This window comes from Microvirga medicaginis (assembly GCF_052658925.1).
In genome coordinates, this window is the sequence record NZ_JBQWEL010000007.1 from 57,936 (window position 1) to 73,852 (window position 15,917).

Below are 15,917 nucleotides of genomic sequence, written 5' to 3' on the forward strand. Positions count from 1 at the left end.
CCCTTCGAGCGCTCGGGGAGACGCGGAATGGCGGCGACCTTCAGGAGGCATCCGCAGGATTCGGCCCGCATCAATCTCTATGAGGATTGGGAGATGCGCTATTGGTCCGACAAATGGGGCGTTCCGCGCCAGCAGCTGGTCGAGACCATCAAGCGTGTCGGCGTCCAGGTGAAGGACGTGGCTCAGGCGCTGGGGAAGAATGCCTGATCCTATCGTTCCGTCAGCTTCAGCTCGATACGCCGGTTGCGGGCGTAAGCCTCTTCCGTCGTGCCGTTATCGAGGGGCTGGAACTCGCCAAAACCGGCCGCCACGAGGTGCTGCGGCTGGACACCCCGCGCAATGAGGGCCTGGACGACCGCGATAGCGCGGGCGGAGGAGAGCGCCCAGTTCGACGGGAATTGCGGGGTGTTGATCGGGCGCTGATCCGTATGGCCGTCGACGCGGATCACCCACGGAATATCCGGCGGGACCTGCTTTTCCAGTTCCACGAGGGCGCTGGCGATGCGATCGATCTCGCCCGAGGCTTCAGGGCGCAAGGTCGCTTGGCCCGCCGGGAAAAGCACTTCCGACTGGAAGACGAAGCGGTCGCCCACGATGCGCACATCGGGACGGGTGCCGAGGATCTGGCGCAGGCGGCCGAAGAAATCGGAGCGATAGCGCGCGAGTTCCTGAACACGCTGAGCCAAGGCCACATTGAGCCTGCTGCCGAGATCGGCGATGCGGGCCTGGCTTTCCTTGTCCCGATTCTCGGAGGCTGAGAGGGCCTCCTCGAGCGCCGCGAGCTGGCGGCGCATGGCTGCGATCTGCTGGTTGAGGATCTCGACCTGGCTCAAGGCACGGCCGGTGGCCTGCTTCTCGGCTTCGAGGGCCGCGTTCAGCTCGCCGGCCTGGGCTTGCGCCGCACCGCCGGATTCCACGAGGCCCTGCAGGCGGGCCCGCTCGGCTTCGGCGGCTCTCAGCGTGCTCTGCAGGGATGTCAGGCTTTCTTCCGCCGTGCGGCGGCCAGAGCGTTCGAGGGAGAGGAGATCGGTGAGCTCGGCAATCTGTCGATTGAGACGGTCGAGCACGGTGTCGCGGCCCGACAATTCGCGGGACAGGAAGAACTGTCCCACCGTGAACACCGAGATCAGGAAGATGATGGCGAGAAGCAGGGTGGACAGGGCATCCACGAAGCCTGGCCAATAATTGATCTGGCTACGTCCTCGCCTCCGGCCGCCTGAGCTCGAGACGGGCATCAGGGCAGCCTTTCACGGGAGATGCGGTCGAGCACCTGCTTCAGCTCCTTCTCGCGAGCGGCCTGGGCTTCCACCCAGTCGCGGATCATCTGCTGCTCCGCGCGCATGTGCTGGACGAGGCCCTGCACGCCCTCGGCGAGATTCGCCATGGCCTGGGTCGCGGCGCGTCCGCCCGCTCCGTCGTTCACGGCGGCGGTCAGCCGGTTGAGGACTACCGTCAGGTCGTGCGGAGTGGTGGAGCGCAGGGGCGTATCGGCGGGAATATCGGAGGTGGAGGTGGCAAGCCAATCCTCCAGCTCCGTGTAGAAGCGGCTCTGGGCCTGGCCTGCCTGGAGGTCGAGGAAGCCGAGAACGAGCGAACCGGCCAGACCGAAGAGCGAGGCGGAGAAGGAGAGACCCATGCCCTGAAGAGGGCCGGCCAGCGAATTCTTCAACTCATCGAAGAGCACGGCCGTGTCCTGGCCTGTGCGGAGCGAGCCGATGATCCGCCCGACGGATCCGACCGTATCGATGAGGCCCCAGAAGGTGCCGAGCAGGCCCAAGAAAACCAGAAGGCCCGCCATGTAGCGCAGGATCTCGCGGCTTTCGTCCAGACGCGCGCCGACCGAATCCAGGAGCGAGCGCATGGCGGCGATGGAAAGCGAGCTGCCGGAGCGGTTGCTGATGAAGGCAGCCATGGGGGCGAGCAGCACGGGGGAGGTCGGGGCGACTAGCCCTTCCTCCGTCTGTCGCAGCGTGTTGACCCAGCGCACCTCGGGAAACAGGCGCCAGACCTGTCGGATGGCGAGCACGATGCCGATGAACATCACGCCCAGAATCAGGGCGTTGAGGCCGGGATTCGCCTGGAAGGCGGCCCAGATCTGCCGGTACAGGATGAAAGCGATAAACCCTGCCAAAACCAGAAAGACCGCCATGCGGATAAGGTAGATCCGCGGTGGGGTAAGGGGTTGGTCCGCCATCGTTATCCTGTGCTCAAGTGCTTCGGGACGGTTCTCGAGCCTCGGACCCAAAAGTGGAATCCACTTTTGGGACCCAATCCGATGCTCTCTTTTACAGAGTGCATCGTTGGTTGCGGAAAACCGGGGCCACTTTTCCGCACGATGCACTAATGTGACCGCCCCGGTCTCAAGGATCAAGCACGAGCAGGGCCTCGCTTGGGGACAGGAGCAGAAATATCCGCTCCTGGCCTCAGCCTTTGGCTTTTTTGAGCAGCTTCAGCAGCTCGCGATGCATGTATTCGTTGCCGCAGGCGATGGAGCCGGTGGCCATGGGGTTCGGAACGCCGTCCGCATCGGAGACGAAGCCGCCGGCCTCGCGGACCATCAGAATGCCCGCCGCCATGTCCCAGGAGTTCAGGCCGCGCTCCCAATAGGCGTCGAAGCGCCCGCAGGCCACATAGGCGAGATCGAGGGATGCCGCGCCCCAGCGACGCATACCGCCCACATGGGCCATGACGGAGGCGCATTCACGCAGGAAAAGGCCGTGATCGCCTTTGCCGATATGCGGCAGGCCGCAGGCCACGACCGCATCCGGCACCTCCGTGCGGGCCGCCACGCGGATGCGGCGGTTGTTGAGATAGGCGCCCTTGCCCTTCTCGGCGATGAACAACTCGTCCTTGGCGGGATCGTAGATCACGCCGGCCACGATCTGGCCGTCGCGCTCGAGGCCGACGGAAATCGCGAATTGCGGGAGGCCGTGGAGGAAATTCGTGGTCCCGTCGAGCGGGTCGATGTGCCAGCGGTGGCTCGTGTCCGTGCCCTCGACGATACCCTGCTCCTCCATGACGAAGCCGTAGCCGGGACGGGCCTTCTCAAGCGCCTCACGCAGGATCTTCTCCGCCTTGCGGTCGGCGGCGGACACGAAATCGCCGGGGCCCTTGCGGGAGACCTGCAGATTCTCCACCTCGCCGAAATCGCGCTTCAGGGAGCGCGAGGCCTTCATCACGGCATCGGTCATGACGGTCATGAGGGGCGAGCGGATCATGGGGCTAAGTCCTGGCAAAGAGCAAAGATTGAGACAGTGGTCGATGAACCACGGGAGGGTTGGCGTCAAGCGGATCAACCGGTCTGGGACCTAATTGATCCGCTTCGCGCGTGAAGATGTCCGTCACCGCATCCCGAGCCGCTCGGCGGCGAGCTTCTCGGCGCGGGTCCTTTCCTCGGTGGTGAGATCCTTCAGAGCGTTGTCGAGCCATGGATCGGTGAGGCCCTGGGCCGCGGCAAGAATATGCCAGGCGGCGGCATCGATCCTGTTCGCGGGTACGCCCCGACCGGCCACGAGCAGGCGGGCCAGGCGGTTCTGGGCGATGGCGTTGCCCTTGGCGGCGGCGCGGCGGAAATAGCGTGCGGCCTGGGACTCGCTTGCCGTCACACCCTCGCCGTTGAAGAGCAGGATGGCGTATTCCACCTCGCCCACGGAGCTGCCGTTCTTGGCGGCGCGCTCGAAGAGGCGGGCGGCCTCCGAAGCGTCCTTGGCGACGCCGCGTCCCTGGAGATAGAGCACGCCGAGGGCATGCTGGGCGTCGGGAATTTCCGCATCAGCCGCCTTGCGCAGCAGCTCGACCGCCTGTTCCAGGTCCATGTCGGAGCCGCTGGTGAGGAGCAGCAGGGCGAGGTTGTGGCAGGCGACACCGTTGCCCTTGGCCGCAGCCTGTTCGAGCCAGGCTTTGCCCTGAGCCGGGTTTTTCTGCACGCCGCGTCCGTCGAGCGCCATAAGGCCCAGGGACGACATGGCATTGGCGTCACCCCGCTGGGCCGCCAGCTGATACCACTCGGCGGCCTTCTTCGGGTCGAGCGCCACTCCAAGACCCTGGTTGTAGAGCTCGCCCAGAAGGGTCATGGCGGCGGCATCGTTCTTGTTTTTCTCCAGCCGCAAGGTCGCCTCGCGGAAGGCCGTCTGGTAGAGGCCGCGCTGATAGGCGCCATAGGCGAGATCGGGCTCGGCCGCCTGCACTCCCGCAACGGAGGCCAGCAGCAGGACGCCGCCGATGAGAGCGGATGCCCGCATCAATGCGAGGCCTCCAGCCGGGCGAGGGTCTCTGCGGCTGCTTTCACGGCGGCAGCCGGGCCATCCGGATGGTCCCAGACCGCATCCCCAAGGGCGATGAATTCCGCATGTGTCGCGGCGAGCGTCTCGACCGCCTTCAGGCTCGGCGCATAGGCGACGCAGGGCGTCTCGAAGATCTCGGCCCACCAGGCGGCACGCTCGGCGACACTGTCGAGCGAGGGGAGGGAGCCGTCACGCCGAGGCTCGCCGAAGAGCAGATAGTCGACTCCGGCCTCGCCGAGGCTCATGGCATCGTCCTTGGTGCGGATGTGGCCTGCACCAACGGCGCGCTCGCTTTTAAGACGTTCGCGCAGCTCACGGATCCGAGCCGGATCCGCGCCAGAGACATGGGCCCCGTCCGCGCCGCCGCGCACGGCGACATTGGCGAGATCGACCTCCCCTTCGGTGGTCACGATGAGGGCCGCTCCGTGGTCCTGAGCGGAGGGGCCGAGCGCCTTCACCAGATTGGTGAGGCTGCGCTCGTCGGCGGCGCCTAGGCGAAGCAGCACGGCGGCCACGGCTCCGCCCTTGCAGGCCTCGGCCAGCTTCGGGGCGAAGGAGGCGTCCTCCAGAATGGGAGTGATAAGGTAGAGGCGGGCAGATTCGGACATCGATCACGAAACTCGAAGGAGAGAGACAAGCATCCCATAACGAAAACGGGGCCATCTTGCGAGGCCCCGCTTCTCGATCAGGATTAAGGCGAAAGCCCGGTCGGTTATTCAGCCGCCTGACGGCTCGTGCCGAAGGTCGGGTCGAGCTCGCCCGAAGCGTAGCGCTTGGCCATCTCGGCCAGCGTGAAGACGCGCTTGATCTTCGAGGCCTGGCCTGCGGTGTTGAACTCCTGCAGGCGCTGCTTGCAGAGCTTCGTCATGGCTTCCATGGCGGGCTTCAGATACTTGCGCGGATCGAACTCGCCGGGGTTCTCGGTCAGAACCTTTCGGATCTGGCCTGTCATCGCCATGCGGTTGTCGGTATCGATGTTGATCTTGCGCACGCCGTGCTTGATGCCGCGCTGGATCTCTTCCACCGGCACGCCCCAGGTCGGCTTCATCTGGCCGCCATACTGGTTGATGATGTCCTGCAGGTCCTGCGGCACTGACGACGAGCCGTGCATCACGAGATGGGTGTTCGGGAGCTTCTTGTGAATCTCCTCGATCACGTGCATCGCGAGGATCGCGCCGTCGGGCTTGCGGGTGAACTTGTAGGCGCCGTGCGAGGTGCCCATGGCAATGGCGAGCGCGTCGACCTTCGTCTCGGCCACGAATTTCACGGCCTCGTCGGGATTCGTCAGCAGCTGGTCGTGCGAGAGCTTGCCCTCGGCGCCGTGGCCGTCCTCCTTGTCGCCCATGCCGGTTTCGAGAGAGCCCAGCACGCCGAGCTCACCTTCCACCGAGATGCCGCCGAGATGGGCCATCTCGACCACCTTCCTGGTGACGCCGACATTGTAGTCCCAGTCGCCCGGGGTCTTGCCGTCCGCCTTCAGCGATCCGTCCATCATCACCGATGTGAAGCCGGCCTGGATCGCGGTCATGCAGGTGGCGGGCTCGTTGCCGTGGTCGAGGTGCACGCAGACCGGGATATGCGGATAGATCTCGGTCACCGCATCCATCATGTGCTTGAGCATGACATCGTTGGCATAGGAGCGCGCGCCGCGGCTTGCCTGGATGATCACCGGTGCATCGACCTCGTTGGCTGCAGCCATGATCGCGAGCGCCTGCTCCATGTTGTTGATGTTGAAGGCAGGCACGCCGTAGCCTTGCTCGGCTGCGTGATCCAGAAGCTGCCTCATGGTGATGCGGGCCATTTCGTCCTCTCCGTGTTGGTTTTTGGCTTTAAAACGCGCGGAAGCTGAACCTGAGCTTAAGCGATCCCGTCAGCGTTTTGTTTCGGCAAAGTGGGTAACCACTTTGCCGAAGCATGGTGTTCAAGCGCGAAGGGCTTCCACGCCGGGAAGCGCCTTGCCCTCGAGCCATTCGAGGAACGCGCCGCCTGCCGTGGATACATAGGTGAAGCTTTCCGCAACGCCAGCATGGTTGAGGGCCGCCACCGTGTCGCCGCCGCCGGCGACCGAGACGAGCTTGCCTTCCTTCGTGCGCTGCGCCGCATGACGGGCAGCCGCCACCGTGCCCTGGTCGAAGGGCGGGATTTCGAAGGCGCCGAGCGGGCCGTTCCACACGAGCGTCGCCGCATCGTTGATCGCGGCATTGATGCGTTCGACCGATTGCGAGCCCACGTCGAGGATCATCTGATCCTCGGGGATCGCATCGATGCCGTAGGTCTGGTTGTGCGCACCGGCCTTGAACTCATAGGCGCACACGCCGTCGACGGGCAGAATGATCGCGCAGTTGGAGGCGCGCGCCTTCTCGATGATGCGCATCGCGGTCGCGGCGAGATCCTTCTCGGCCAGCGACGTGCCGATGTTAAGGCCTGTCGCGTGCACGAAGGTGTTGGCCATGCCGCCGCCGATGACGAGGGCATCGACTTTTGCGACGAGGTTTTCGAGAAGGTCGATCTTGGTCGAAACCTTCGCGCCGCCGACGATCGCGACCACGGGGCGCTTCGGCGCCTCGAGGCCCTTGGTGAGCGCATCGAGTTCCGCCTGCATGGTGCGGCCGGCATAACCGGGCAGCACGCGAGCAAGACCTTCCGTCGAAGCATGCGCGCGGTGGGCGGCGGAGAAGGCGTCGTTCACATAGATGTCGCCGAGCTTCGCGAGTTCCTGCACGAAGGTCGGGTCGTTCTTCTCCTCGCCCGCATGGAAGCGGGTGTTTTCGAGAAGAAGCACCTCGCCCTCTTTCAGAGCGGCGACGGCGTCGGAGGCGGCTTCGCCGATGCAGTCATCGGCGAAGGCCACTGTCTTTCCGAGATGCTGCGAGACCGCTTCCGCAACCGGCTTCAGGGATTCCTTCGGGTCACGTCCCTTCGGGCGTCCGAAATGGGCGAGCAGGATCACCTTGCCACCCTTGTCGGCGATCTCCCGGATGGTGGGAAGGACGCGCTCGATGCGCGTCGCGTCCGTCACCCTGCCGTTCTCCATAGGGACATTAAGGTCCACACGGACGAGAACCCGTTTTCCCTTGACGTCGGCTTGGTCAAGCGTGCGGAAGGCGGTCATTGAGGCAGCCTCCTTAGATGAGCTTCGCCAGAGCGATGGCGGTGTCTGCCATGCGGTTCGAGAAGCCCCACTCGTTGTCGTACCAGGACAGGACGCGCACGAAGTTGCCCTCCATCACCTTGGTCTGGTCCAGGTGGAACACGGAGGAGTGCGGGTCGTGGTTGAAGTCCGACGAGACGTTCGGCTGGTTCGTGTAGCCGAGGATGCCTTTCAGCTCCTGATCGGCCGCGCGCTTGATCGCCTCGTTGATCTCCTCCTTGGACGTCGCCTTCTTGGCGACGAACTTGAAGTCGACCACGGACACGTTCGGGGTCGGCACGCGGATGGACGAGCCGTCGAGCTTGCCGTTGAGTTCCGGCAGAACGAGGCCCACCGCCTTGGCGGCGCCGGTCGAGGTCGGGATCATGTTCAGGGCCGCCGCGCGAGCGCGGTAGAGGTCCTTGTGCATCTGATCGAGGGTGGGCTGATCGTTGGTGTACGAGTGGATCGTCGTCATGAAGCCCTTCTCGATGCCCACCGTATCGTGAAGCACCTTCGCCACGGGGGCGAGGCAGTTCGTGGTGCAGGAGGCGTTCGAGATGACGATGTGGTCCTTCGTCAGCTTGTCGTGATTCACGCCGTAGACGACCGTGAGGTCGGCGCCGTCGGCGGGAGCCGAGACGATGACGCGCTTGGCGCCGGCGGTGAGGTGCGCGGAGGCCTTCTCCTTCGAGGTGAAGATGCCGGTGCACTCCATCGCGATGTCGACACCGAGTTCCCGGTGCGGCAGCGTCGCCGGATCCTTGATCGCGGTGACCTTGATTTTCCGGCCGTTGATGACGAGGAACTCGCCCTCGACCTGCACGTCGGCCGGGAAGCGGCCGTGGACGGAATCGAAGCGCAGCAGGTGGGCGTTCGTCTCCACCGGGCCGAGATCGTTGATGGCAACCACCTCGATGTCCTTGCGGCCGCTCTCCACGATGCCGCGGAGGATATTGCGTCCGATGCGACCGAAACCGTTGATCGCGACCTTCACCGTCATAGTCTTAGCTCCCTTGTGATGAGGCGCTTGGCCTCTTCCAGTCTCAGAGATTATGCGTTCTGAGAACTTTTTCCGCCACTGCCTCGGCGGTGATGCCGAAGTGCTTGTAGAGGTCCTTGTAGGGCGCGCTGGCGCCAAACCCATGCATGCCGACGAAAATTCCGTCCGGACCGATCACCGCATCCCAGCCGAAACGCACGGCCGCCTCGACGGCGACTTTGATGGGCGCATCGCCGATGATCCCTTGTCGCACCTTCTCGGGCTGGGCCAGGAACAGGTCGAGAGAGGGCACCGAGACCACGCGGACCTCGAAGCTCTGCTCCGCAAGGAGCTTCTGAGCCGCGAGCGCGATCTCGACCTCGGAACCTGAGGCGAAGATGGTGGCGCGGGCCTTGCCGTTGGCGGGCGACAGCTCGTAGGCGCCGGTCGCAGAAAGGTTCTTCGTGCCACCGTCCTTGCGGACCTGCGGCAGGTTCTGACGGGTGAGCGCCAGGGTCGTCGGGCCGTCCGTGCGCTCGAGAGCCATCTGCCAGGCTTCCGCCGTCTCGATGGCGTCGGCCGGGCGGAACACGCGCATCTTCGGCATGGCGCGCAGGGCCGCCAGGTGCTCCACCGGCTGGTGAGTCGGGCCGTCCTCACCCAGACCGATGGAATCGTGGGTCATGACATAGACCGCCGGAATGCCGGCAAGCGCCGCGATGCGCATGGCAGGGCGCGCATAATCCGTGAAGACCAGGAAGGTCGCGCCCGCAGGCACATAGCCGCCATGGAGGGCGATGCCGTTCATGGCCGCCGCCATGCCGTGCTCGCGGATGCCGTAATGGATGTAGCGGCCCGCGTAATTGCCGGGCGAGATGGCGGTGAGGTTCTTGGTCTTGGTGTTGTTGGAGGGCGTCAGGTCCGCCGAGCCCAGCACCAGCTCCGGCACGGCCTCGGTGATGACCTCAAGCGCGATCTCGCTGGCCTTGCGGGTGGCGACGTTCTGGGGTTCGGCCACCAGGCGGTCCTTCAGCTTGGCAACGGCATCGGCGAGTCCTTGCGGGCGCACGCCCTTCACGCGGCGCTCGAACTCGGCGCGCTGCTCGGCGGGGAGGGCCTTGAGACGGTCGGTCCAAGCCTTGCGCAGGCGGCGGCCCTTCTTGCCGGCCTTCGCCCAGGCGTCGCGGATGTTGTCCGGGATCTCAAAGGGGGCATGGCTCCAGCCGAATGCAGCCTTGGCGCCGGCGAGTTCCTCGGCGCCGAGCGGCTCGCCGTGGGCCTTCGAGGTGCCGGCCTTCTTGGGAGCGCCGAAACCGATGGTGGTCTTGCAGGCGATGAGGGTCGGCTTGTCCGATTTCTGCGCGCGGGCAATGGCGCGCTGAATCGCCTTCGGGTCATGGCCGTCGATGCGCACCGCATTCCAGCCGCAGGCCTGGAAGCGCTTCACCTGATCGACCGAGTCGGAAATGGACAGCGGACCGTCGATGGAGATGCCGTTGTCGTCCCACAGGACGATCATGCGGTTGAGCTTCAGGTGGCCGGCAAGAGCGATGGCCTCCTGGCTGATGCCTTCCATCAGGTCGCCGTCGGAGGCGAGCACATAGGTGTAATGGTCGACGATATCGTTGCCGTATTCGGCATTGAGCATGCGCTCGGCGAGCGCAAAGCCCACCGCCGTGGCGATGCCCTGGCCCAGCGGACCCGTGGTCGTCTCGACGCCGGGGGTCATGAAGTTTTCCGGGTGGCCTGGGGTCTTCGAGTCGAGCTTGCGGAAGTTCTTCAGCTCCTCGATGGTCATGCCCTTCACGCCGGTCAGGTGGAGCAGGGCATAGAGCAGCATGGAGCCGTGGCCGGCCGAGAGAATGAACCGGTCGCGGTCGGGCCAGGTCGGGTCGGCGGCATCGTATTTCAGGAACTTGGTGAACAGCACGGTCGCGATATCGGCGGCGCCCATGGGAAGGCCCGGGTGACCGGATTTGGCTTGTTCGACGGCATCCATGGCGAGGACGCGCACGGCGTTCGCCAGATCGGAATGGGTGACGCGATCGGCGGGGACGGTGTTCAGCACGGCGTGATCCACAAGTCTTGAAGGCCCTTGAAAAGGGCGGTCTGTCTGAAGGCGTGGGCTCCTTAACACGGGGGAGGGGCGAGTCAAAGACTTCAGGGGTCGTAATCCTCCGATCAGCCGTTGCTCCTTCAGGCTTGCCCGCCTAGAGCCTCGGACGAGAAAAGTGGATTGCACTTTTGGGATCCATCGATGCTCCCTTTCTAGAGCAGCGCATCGTTGGTGCGGAAAACCGGATCCACTTTTCCGCACGATGCGCTAGTCTCAACCCGATTCCAGGAGGCAGGATGACATCCCCACTCGACGACGCGATGAAACGGCTCGATGCGGCCCTGGGGCTTTTGGAGGCCTCGGTGTCCCGCCGTCTGGAAGCCGACCGGCGCAAGGGGAACCTGGAAACCGAGCTGCAGCTCATGCAGGACGACCGGTCCCGTCTCGCCGAGGAACTGGACGGGGCGCTCACCCGCCTTCACCGCTTCGAGGTGGCCACCGATGATGTGAGCCGGCGCGTTCAGCTCGCCATTCTCGCCGTGCAGAATGTGCTCGCCCAAGCCGGTCAGCTCGCGCTGGAAGAGGGCTGAGCATGGCCCAGGTCACCGTCACGATCGCCGGCCATACCTATCGCATCGCCTGCGCCGAAGGCGAGGAGGCGCATCTGGAGCGGCTGGCGGCGGCCTATGATTCCAAGATCGAGGAAATGCGGGCGGCTTTCGGCGAGATCGGCGACCTGCGCCTCCACGTCATGGCAGCCATGACACAGGCCGATGAACTCGATGCGACCAGGAGGCGCCTCACGGCCCTGGAGGCGGAGCTGGCCCGCCTGAAGTCCTTCGGCTCGTCGGGCGACGAGCGCACCCTGATGATTGAAACCAGGCTTGCCGAGGGGGTCATCAAAGCCGCCGAGCGGATCGAGCAGCTGGCGCGCAGCCTGAATGTGACGGGGCAGGGATAGATTGGTTGTGCGTCATCCCGGGTTCCGCTTCGCGGCCCCGGGATGGCGCTTTTGATTATTGACTATTGAGCCAATGACAATCGCTGCTGGCGCTGCCTGAGCGTGGTCAAGAGCTCCACATAAGGCTCCCGTCGCTCATAATGCGCGGCCGTGATTTTCTTCTTGATGTGGCTCTTCAATTCCTGGTCGGTGCAGCTGTGCTCGACCTCATCGAGCCGGATTTCGTACTCGACGTCGATATCGCCGAGCCTATGCAGCACCTCCCGCATCATGGCGTCGATGCCGGGAGAACCGGTACAGTCGTTACGATTTCGTTCTTTGTAATTGTTCTGTTTCAGATGGGCCATGTTTCCTCCCGTCGATGGATGGCTCATCCCCCACGAGGCCCATTTGAAAGCCTTTCCTCAACCTTGGCCAGTCCGTACTTTCCCTAAGGGTTAGGTTTCCGGGTTGCCGGGTCTCGGAAGATCTCGGCAACCTGCTCACTTTTCCCCTTCCCCCCGACCTCTCCAGTCCCTACATAGGGAGAGCGGGGCTGCGGGGCGCGTTAGGAGTTCATATTCCCCGGGGCCTTATCGATCCTGAAGGGAGCTGTCCCTGACCTGGTCCGTGGACCGGGACATACGGCGCCCACCTACTTTGTAGGTTCCCGGGATCGCTTCTCCGACGGCTTTTGTGGCTCCGCACTTCATGCATTCTCACTCTCCTCCCGCCTTGAAAGAACAGCTTCGCACCGAGGCGCTTGCCCGCCGCGACAGTCTCGACAAGGTTTTCCGCGAGGAGGCGGCTCTGGCGGTCACAGAACGGGCCCTCGGCTTTTCCGGCCTTCGGGACGTCACCCCCGTGGGAGCCTATTGGCCCATCCGCAGCGAGGTCGATCCGCGGCCGCTCATGGAAGCGCTTCTGGAGCGCGGGCAGGATGTCGCGCTCTCCCAGGTCCTCCATCCCCATTTGAGCTGGCGCCTCTGGCAGCCCGGCGACGTGCTCGTCAAAGGCGGTTTCGGCGTGCGGGAGCCCGGGCCCGATGCGCCGGAGGTTTTCCCGAAATGCCTCCTCGTCCCCCTCGTCGCCTTCGATCGCAGGGGAGGGCGCATCGGCTACGGCAAGGGGCATTTCGACCGGGCCATCGCGGCGCTCGAAAAGCAGCATCCCGTCTTGACCATTGGCTTGGCTTATGCGGTTCAGGAGATCGAGCAGGTTCCGGTCGAGGAGCACGACCGTCTGCTCGACGTTATCATCACGGAAACCGAGCTGATTCGGACCAAGCCTGTTTAAGGGACCACCATGCGTCTTCTCTTCCTCGGCGATATCGTCGGGCGCGCCGGCCGCAATGCCGTGATCGAGCGATTGCCGGGACTTCGCGAACGCTGGAAACTCGATTGCGTGGTGATCAACGGCGAGAACTCGGCCGGAGGCTTCGGCATCACCGAGGCGATCTGCGACGAGATTCTGAACGCAGGCGCCGATGCGATCACGCTCGGCAACCACTCCTGGGACCAGCGAGAGACCCTCGTCTTCATCGAGCGTCAGCCGAGGCTCCTTCGCCCCATGAACTACCCGCTCGGCACGCCCGGACGGGGAGCGAACCTCATCGACACCCGCTCGGGCCATCGGGTTCTGGTGGTGCAGGTGATGGGCCGCCTCTACATGGATCCGCTCGACGATCCCTTCGTGGCCGTCGATCAGGCCCTCGAGGATTGCCCCCTGGGCCAGGTGGCGGATGCGATCATCGTGGATGTCCATGCCGAGGCCACCAGCGAGAAGGAAGCCATGGGCTATTACCTCGACGGACGGGCGAGCCTCGTCGTCGGCACCCACACCCATGTGCCCACTGCCGACCACCGGGTGCTGACCGGTGGCACGGCCTATATGTCGGATGCCGGCATGTGCGGCGATTACGACAGCGTGCTCGGGATGCAGAAGGAGGAGGCGATCCGCCGCTTCCTCCAGAAGACCCCCGGCACCCGCCTCGAGCCCGGCCTCGGCGAGGGCACGCTTTCCGGGATCGCTGTGGAAACGGACGACCGGACCGGTTTGGCTCTCCGCGTGGCGGCGGTCCGGCTGGGGCCGAACCTGGAAGAAACCTGGCCGCGCTTCTGGGACTAAGGGGCGGTTGGCCTGCCCGAGTCTTGCGAAGTCTTGGCTAGGCCCGAAACGATCCCCATCTCTGCGCCACGGAGGAACCGGTGGACGCCAAGACAGAACCAGCCCGCGCCAGACGACGCCCTTACCGCGAGGACAGCGAGTTCCATCGGGCGCATGAGCATGACAGTGCCTCCGCCATGCTGCGCTCCGTGATCGACGACGCAAGGGGAGAAGTGGTCTCCATCGGCGAGATCATCGAGGCTTTCGGCGAGCGCGCCTTCGGCTTTGTGCTGATCCTGTTCTCCCTGCCCAATTGCGTGCCGAACGTGCCCGGCATCGCGGGCATCGTCGGCACGCCCGTCCTGATCTTCGGCATCCAGATGATGCTGGGCCACAAGCGCCCTTGGCTGCCGGGTTTCATCATGCGGCAGACGGTGTCGGTTTCGCGATTCAAGCGCCTGATCGATATCGCCGAGCCCAAGCTCCAGAAGCTCGAAAGCTTCTGCCGGCCGAGATTGACCGGCCTGTTCGGTCCCCTCGGTGACCGGGTGGTGGGGCTTTTCGCCGTTCTGGTGGCTCTCTCCGTCCTCATTCCGTTCCCAGGCACCAACTTCCCGCCCTCCATCGCCCTCGTCATCGCCTCCATCGCGGTGATGGAGGAGGACGGATACCTGCTCATCGGGGGCTATCTCATCGGGATCGCGGGGCTCATCTATACGGCCACGGTGCTGGGAGCATCCTACCACCTGGTCATGGCGGCGATTGCCAACGTCCCGTCCTGGCTCGGCTTTTAAGTTTTTGAAGCATTGTGTGCGGGGGGCTTGGCCTCAGGCCCCTCGCCGCCTTATAAGCCCTCCATCGTCAACATGCGCGAGCCTGAGGAGCGCCCGTACCGGGCAGCTCTCGGCCGCCTCTCGGAGGCCCCGATGGCCGGACATTCGCAGTTTAAGAACATCATGCATCGCAAGGGGCGCCAGGACGCGATGCGCTCCAAGCTCTTCTCCAAGCTCGCCCGCGAAATCACCGTGGCGGCCAAGATGGGCACGCCCGACCCGAACATGAACCCGCGCCTGCGCGCCGCGATCCTCGCCGCCCGCGCCGAGAACATGCCCAAGGACAACATCCAGCGCGCCATCAACAAGGCGGCGGGCAATGACGGCGAGAACTACGAGGAGATCCGCTACGAGGGCTACGGCCCGGGTGGCGCCGCGATCATCGTCGAGGCAATGACCGACAACCGCAACCGCACGGCCTCCGACATCCGCTCCTATTTCACCAAGAGCGGCGGCAACCTCGCGGAAACCGGCGCGGTGTCCTTCATGTTCGACCGGGTCGGCTACGTCGAGTTCGCGGCTGACGTGGCGGACGCCGACGCCATGCTGGAAGCCGCCATCGAGGCGGGCGCCGAAGATGTGGTTTCGTCTGAGGACGGCCATGAGATCTACTGCGAGCAGACCTCCCTCAATGAGGTGACGAAGACGCTCGAGGACAAGTTCGGCGAGCCGAAAGCCTCCAAGCTCGTCTGGAAGCCCCAGACCCCGGTTTCCGTCGACGACGAGACCGGCGAGAAGCTCATGAAGCTCATGGAGTCGCTGGAAGAGCACGACGACGTCCAGAATGTCTACGGCAATTTCGAGCTCTCCGACGCTCTCATGCAGAAGATGGCGGGCTGACGATTTCGGGAGCCTCACCCTGAGGAGGACCTTTAGGTCCGTCTCGAAGGGCGAGGCATTTCCAGAGGGCACTGGATCATCCTTCGAGACGCCGCTGCGCGGCTCCTCAGGATGAGGTTGCAGGGTGAGGAATGGCCTATGACTGAACGCGTCCGCATCCTCGGCCTCGACCCTGGCCTGCGCAACACGGGCTGGGGCATCATCACCGTCGAGGGGACGAAGCTCTCCTATGTGGCTTGCGGGGTCGTGACCTCCGACGGCGATCTCGACCTTGCGCTGCGCCTCAAGCAGCTCCACGACCGCCTGACCGAAGTCATCCGCGCCTGGACGCCCGACGAGGTCGCGGTCGAGGAGACCTTCGTCAACAAGGATGCCCAGGCGACCCTCAAGCTCGGCCAAGCGCGTGCCATGTCGCTCCTGGTGCCCGCCCTCCACAACCTGCCCGTGGCGGAATACGGCGCCAACCAGGTGAAGAAGACCGTGGTGGGCGTGGGACACGCCGAGAAGGATCAGGTCCAGGCCATGGTGAAGATCCTGCTGCCCAAGGCCGACTTCAAGAAGGCCGACGCGGCCGATGCGCTCGCCATCGCCATCGCCCATGCCCATCACCGCAAGGCGCGCGCTTTGGCAGCCAGCCTTTAAGATGTTACAGAACAGCACTGTCATTCCGGGGCGGCGTAGCCGGGCCCGGAATCCATAAACACTGCGGGTTCTTCACTGGAGCACTGTCGCGGTTATGGATCCCCG

18 protein-coding genes and 1 other RNA gene are annotated in these 15,917 nt (G+C 64.6%); 9 read left to right on the forward strand and 10 right to left on the reverse strand.

Annotated elements, in window-relative coordinates:
• The first annotated feature begins 27 nt into the window (after positions 1-27).
• Complete coding sequence (locus ACUXUR_RS11225; protein WP_445502435.1) at positions 28-207, forward strand: DUF3606 domain-containing protein; 180 nt, start codon at positions 28-30, stop codon at positions 205-207.
• Between the two features lie 2 nt (positions 208-209).
• On the opposite strand, the gene ACUXUR_RS11230 is transcribed toward ACUXUR_RS11225, so the two are convergent.
• The 9 genes from ACUXUR_RS11230 to tkt form a co-directional block, all read right to left on the reverse strand.
• Positions 210-1,235 (reverse strand): peptidoglycan -binding protein, encoded by a 1,026-nt coding sequence (locus ACUXUR_RS11230; protein WP_445502436.1) that lies wholly within the window; start codon positions 1,233-1,235, stop codon positions 210-212.
• A complete protein-coding gene (locus tag ACUXUR_RS11235; RefSeq protein WP_445502437.1) occupies positions 1,235-2,194 on the reverse strand; it encodes a MotA/TolQ/ExbB proton channel family protein in 960 nt (319 codons plus the stop codon). The genes ACUXUR_RS11230 and ACUXUR_RS11235 overlap by 1 nt, the downstream gene beginning before the upstream one ends.
• Positions 2,195-2,423: 229 nt before the next feature.
• On the reverse strand, positions 2,424-3,218 hold the full coding sequence (locus ACUXUR_RS11240; protein WP_445502438.1) for an inositol monophosphatase family protein: 795 nt from the start codon (positions 3,216-3,218) through the stop codon (positions 2,424-2,426).
• A gap of 123 nt (positions 3,219-3,341) precedes the next feature.
• Entirely contained in the window at positions 3,342-4,241 is a 900-nt protein-coding gene (locus ACUXUR_RS11245) for a tetratricopeptide repeat protein (protein ID WP_445502439.1), read from the reverse strand.
• Entirely contained in the window at positions 4,241-4,891 is a 651-nt protein-coding gene (locus ACUXUR_RS11250) for a thiamine phosphate synthase (protein WP_445502440.1), read from the reverse strand. The genes ACUXUR_RS11245 and ACUXUR_RS11250 overlap by 1 nt, the downstream gene beginning before the upstream one ends.
• A gap of 104 nt (positions 4,892-4,995) precedes the next feature.
• Positions 4,996-6,084, reverse strand: coding sequence for a class II fructose-bisphosphate aldolase (gene fba, locus ACUXUR_RS11255; RefSeq protein ID WP_445502441.1), 1,089 nt, complete (start codon positions 6,082-6,084; stop codon positions 4,996-4,998).
• Between the two features lie 120 nt (positions 6,085-6,204).
• Positions 6,205-7,395, reverse strand: a complete 1,191-nt coding sequence (locus ACUXUR_RS11260; RefSeq protein WP_445502442.1) for a phosphoglycerate kinase — start codon at positions 7,393-7,395, stop codon at positions 6,205-6,207.
• Between the two features lie 13 nt (positions 7,396-7,408).
• Positions 7,409-8,416: a type I glyceraldehyde-3-phosphate dehydrogenase gene (gene gap, locus ACUXUR_RS11265; protein WP_445502443.1), complete on the reverse strand. Its 1,008-nt coding sequence runs from the start codon at positions 8,414-8,416 to the stop codon at positions 7,409-7,411.
• A gap of 43 nt (positions 8,417-8,459) precedes the next feature.
• Positions 8,460-10,394 carry a transketolase gene (gene tkt, locus ACUXUR_RS11270; protein WP_445502572.1) on the reverse strand — a complete coding sequence of 645 codons (1,935 nt, stop codon included), beginning with the start codon at positions 10,392-10,394 and terminating at the stop codon, positions 8,460-8,462.
• A 353-nt stretch (positions 10,395-10,747) separates the two neighbouring features.
• Here tkt and ACUXUR_RS11275 point away from each other — a divergent pair, with 353 nt between their 5' ends.
• Together ACUXUR_RS11275 and ACUXUR_RS11280 are read left to right on the forward strand one after the other, a co-directional pair.
• Positions 10,748-11,041, forward strand: a complete 294-nt coding sequence (locus tag ACUXUR_RS11275) for a DUF4164 domain-containing protein (protein ID WP_445502444.1) — start codon at positions 10,748-10,750, stop codon at positions 11,039-11,041.
• Between the two features lie 2 nt (positions 11,042-11,043).
• Positions 11,044-11,412, forward strand: coding sequence for a cell division protein ZapA (locus ACUXUR_RS11280; RefSeq protein ID WP_445502445.1), 369 nt, complete (start codon positions 11,044-11,046; stop codon positions 11,410-11,412).
• A gap of 62 nt (positions 11,413-11,474) precedes the next feature.
• On the opposite strand, the gene ACUXUR_RS11285 is transcribed toward ACUXUR_RS11280, so the two are convergent.
• On the reverse strand, positions 11,475-11,759 hold the full coding sequence (locus ACUXUR_RS11285; RefSeq protein WP_445502446.1) for a hypothetical protein: 285 nt from the start codon (positions 11,757-11,759) through the stop codon (positions 11,475-11,477).
• A 182-nt stretch (positions 11,760-11,941) separates the two neighbouring features.
• Between ACUXUR_RS11285 and ssrS the strand changes: the two genes are divergently transcribed.
• The 6 genes from ssrS to ruvC all read left to right on the forward strand — a co-directional run bounded on the left by ssrS (position 11,942) and on the right by ruvC (position 15,812).
• Positions 11,942-12,098, forward strand: a non-coding RNA gene (gene ssrS, locus ACUXUR_RS11290) — 6S RNA.
• A 4-nt stretch (positions 12,099-12,102) separates the two neighbouring features.
• Positions 12,103-12,687 carry a 5-formyltetrahydrofolate cyclo-ligase gene (locus tag ACUXUR_RS11295; RefSeq protein WP_445502447.1) on the forward strand — a complete coding sequence of 195 codons (585 nt, stop codon included), beginning with the start codon at positions 12,103-12,105 and terminating at the stop codon, positions 12,685-12,687.
• Between the two features lie 9 nt (positions 12,688-12,696).
• Positions 12,697-13,518: a TIGR00282 family metallophosphoesterase gene (locus ACUXUR_RS11300; protein WP_445502448.1), complete on the forward strand. Its 822-nt coding sequence runs from the start codon at positions 12,697-12,699 to the stop codon at positions 13,516-13,518.
• Positions 13,519-13,598: 80 nt separating this feature from the next.
• On the forward strand, positions 13,599-14,291 hold the full coding sequence (locus tag ACUXUR_RS11305) for an exopolysaccharide biosynthesis protein (RefSeq protein ID WP_445502449.1): 693 nt from the start codon (positions 13,599-13,601) through the stop codon (positions 14,289-14,291).
• A gap of 132 nt (positions 14,292-14,423) precedes the next feature.
• The gene (locus tag ACUXUR_RS11310) at positions 14,424-15,170 is read left to right on the forward strand and encodes a YebC/PmpR family DNA-binding transcriptional regulator (protein WP_445502450.1); all 747 of its coding nucleotides are present in this window, start codon (positions 14,424-14,426) and stop codon (positions 15,168-15,170) included.
• A 138-nt stretch (positions 15,171-15,308) separates the two neighbouring features.
• Positions 15,309-15,812, forward strand: a complete 504-nt coding sequence (ruvC, locus tag ACUXUR_RS11315) for a crossover junction endodeoxyribonuclease RuvC (RefSeq protein WP_047189193.1) — start codon at positions 15,309-15,311, stop codon at positions 15,810-15,812.
• Positions 15,813-15,917 lie beyond the last annotated feature (105 nt).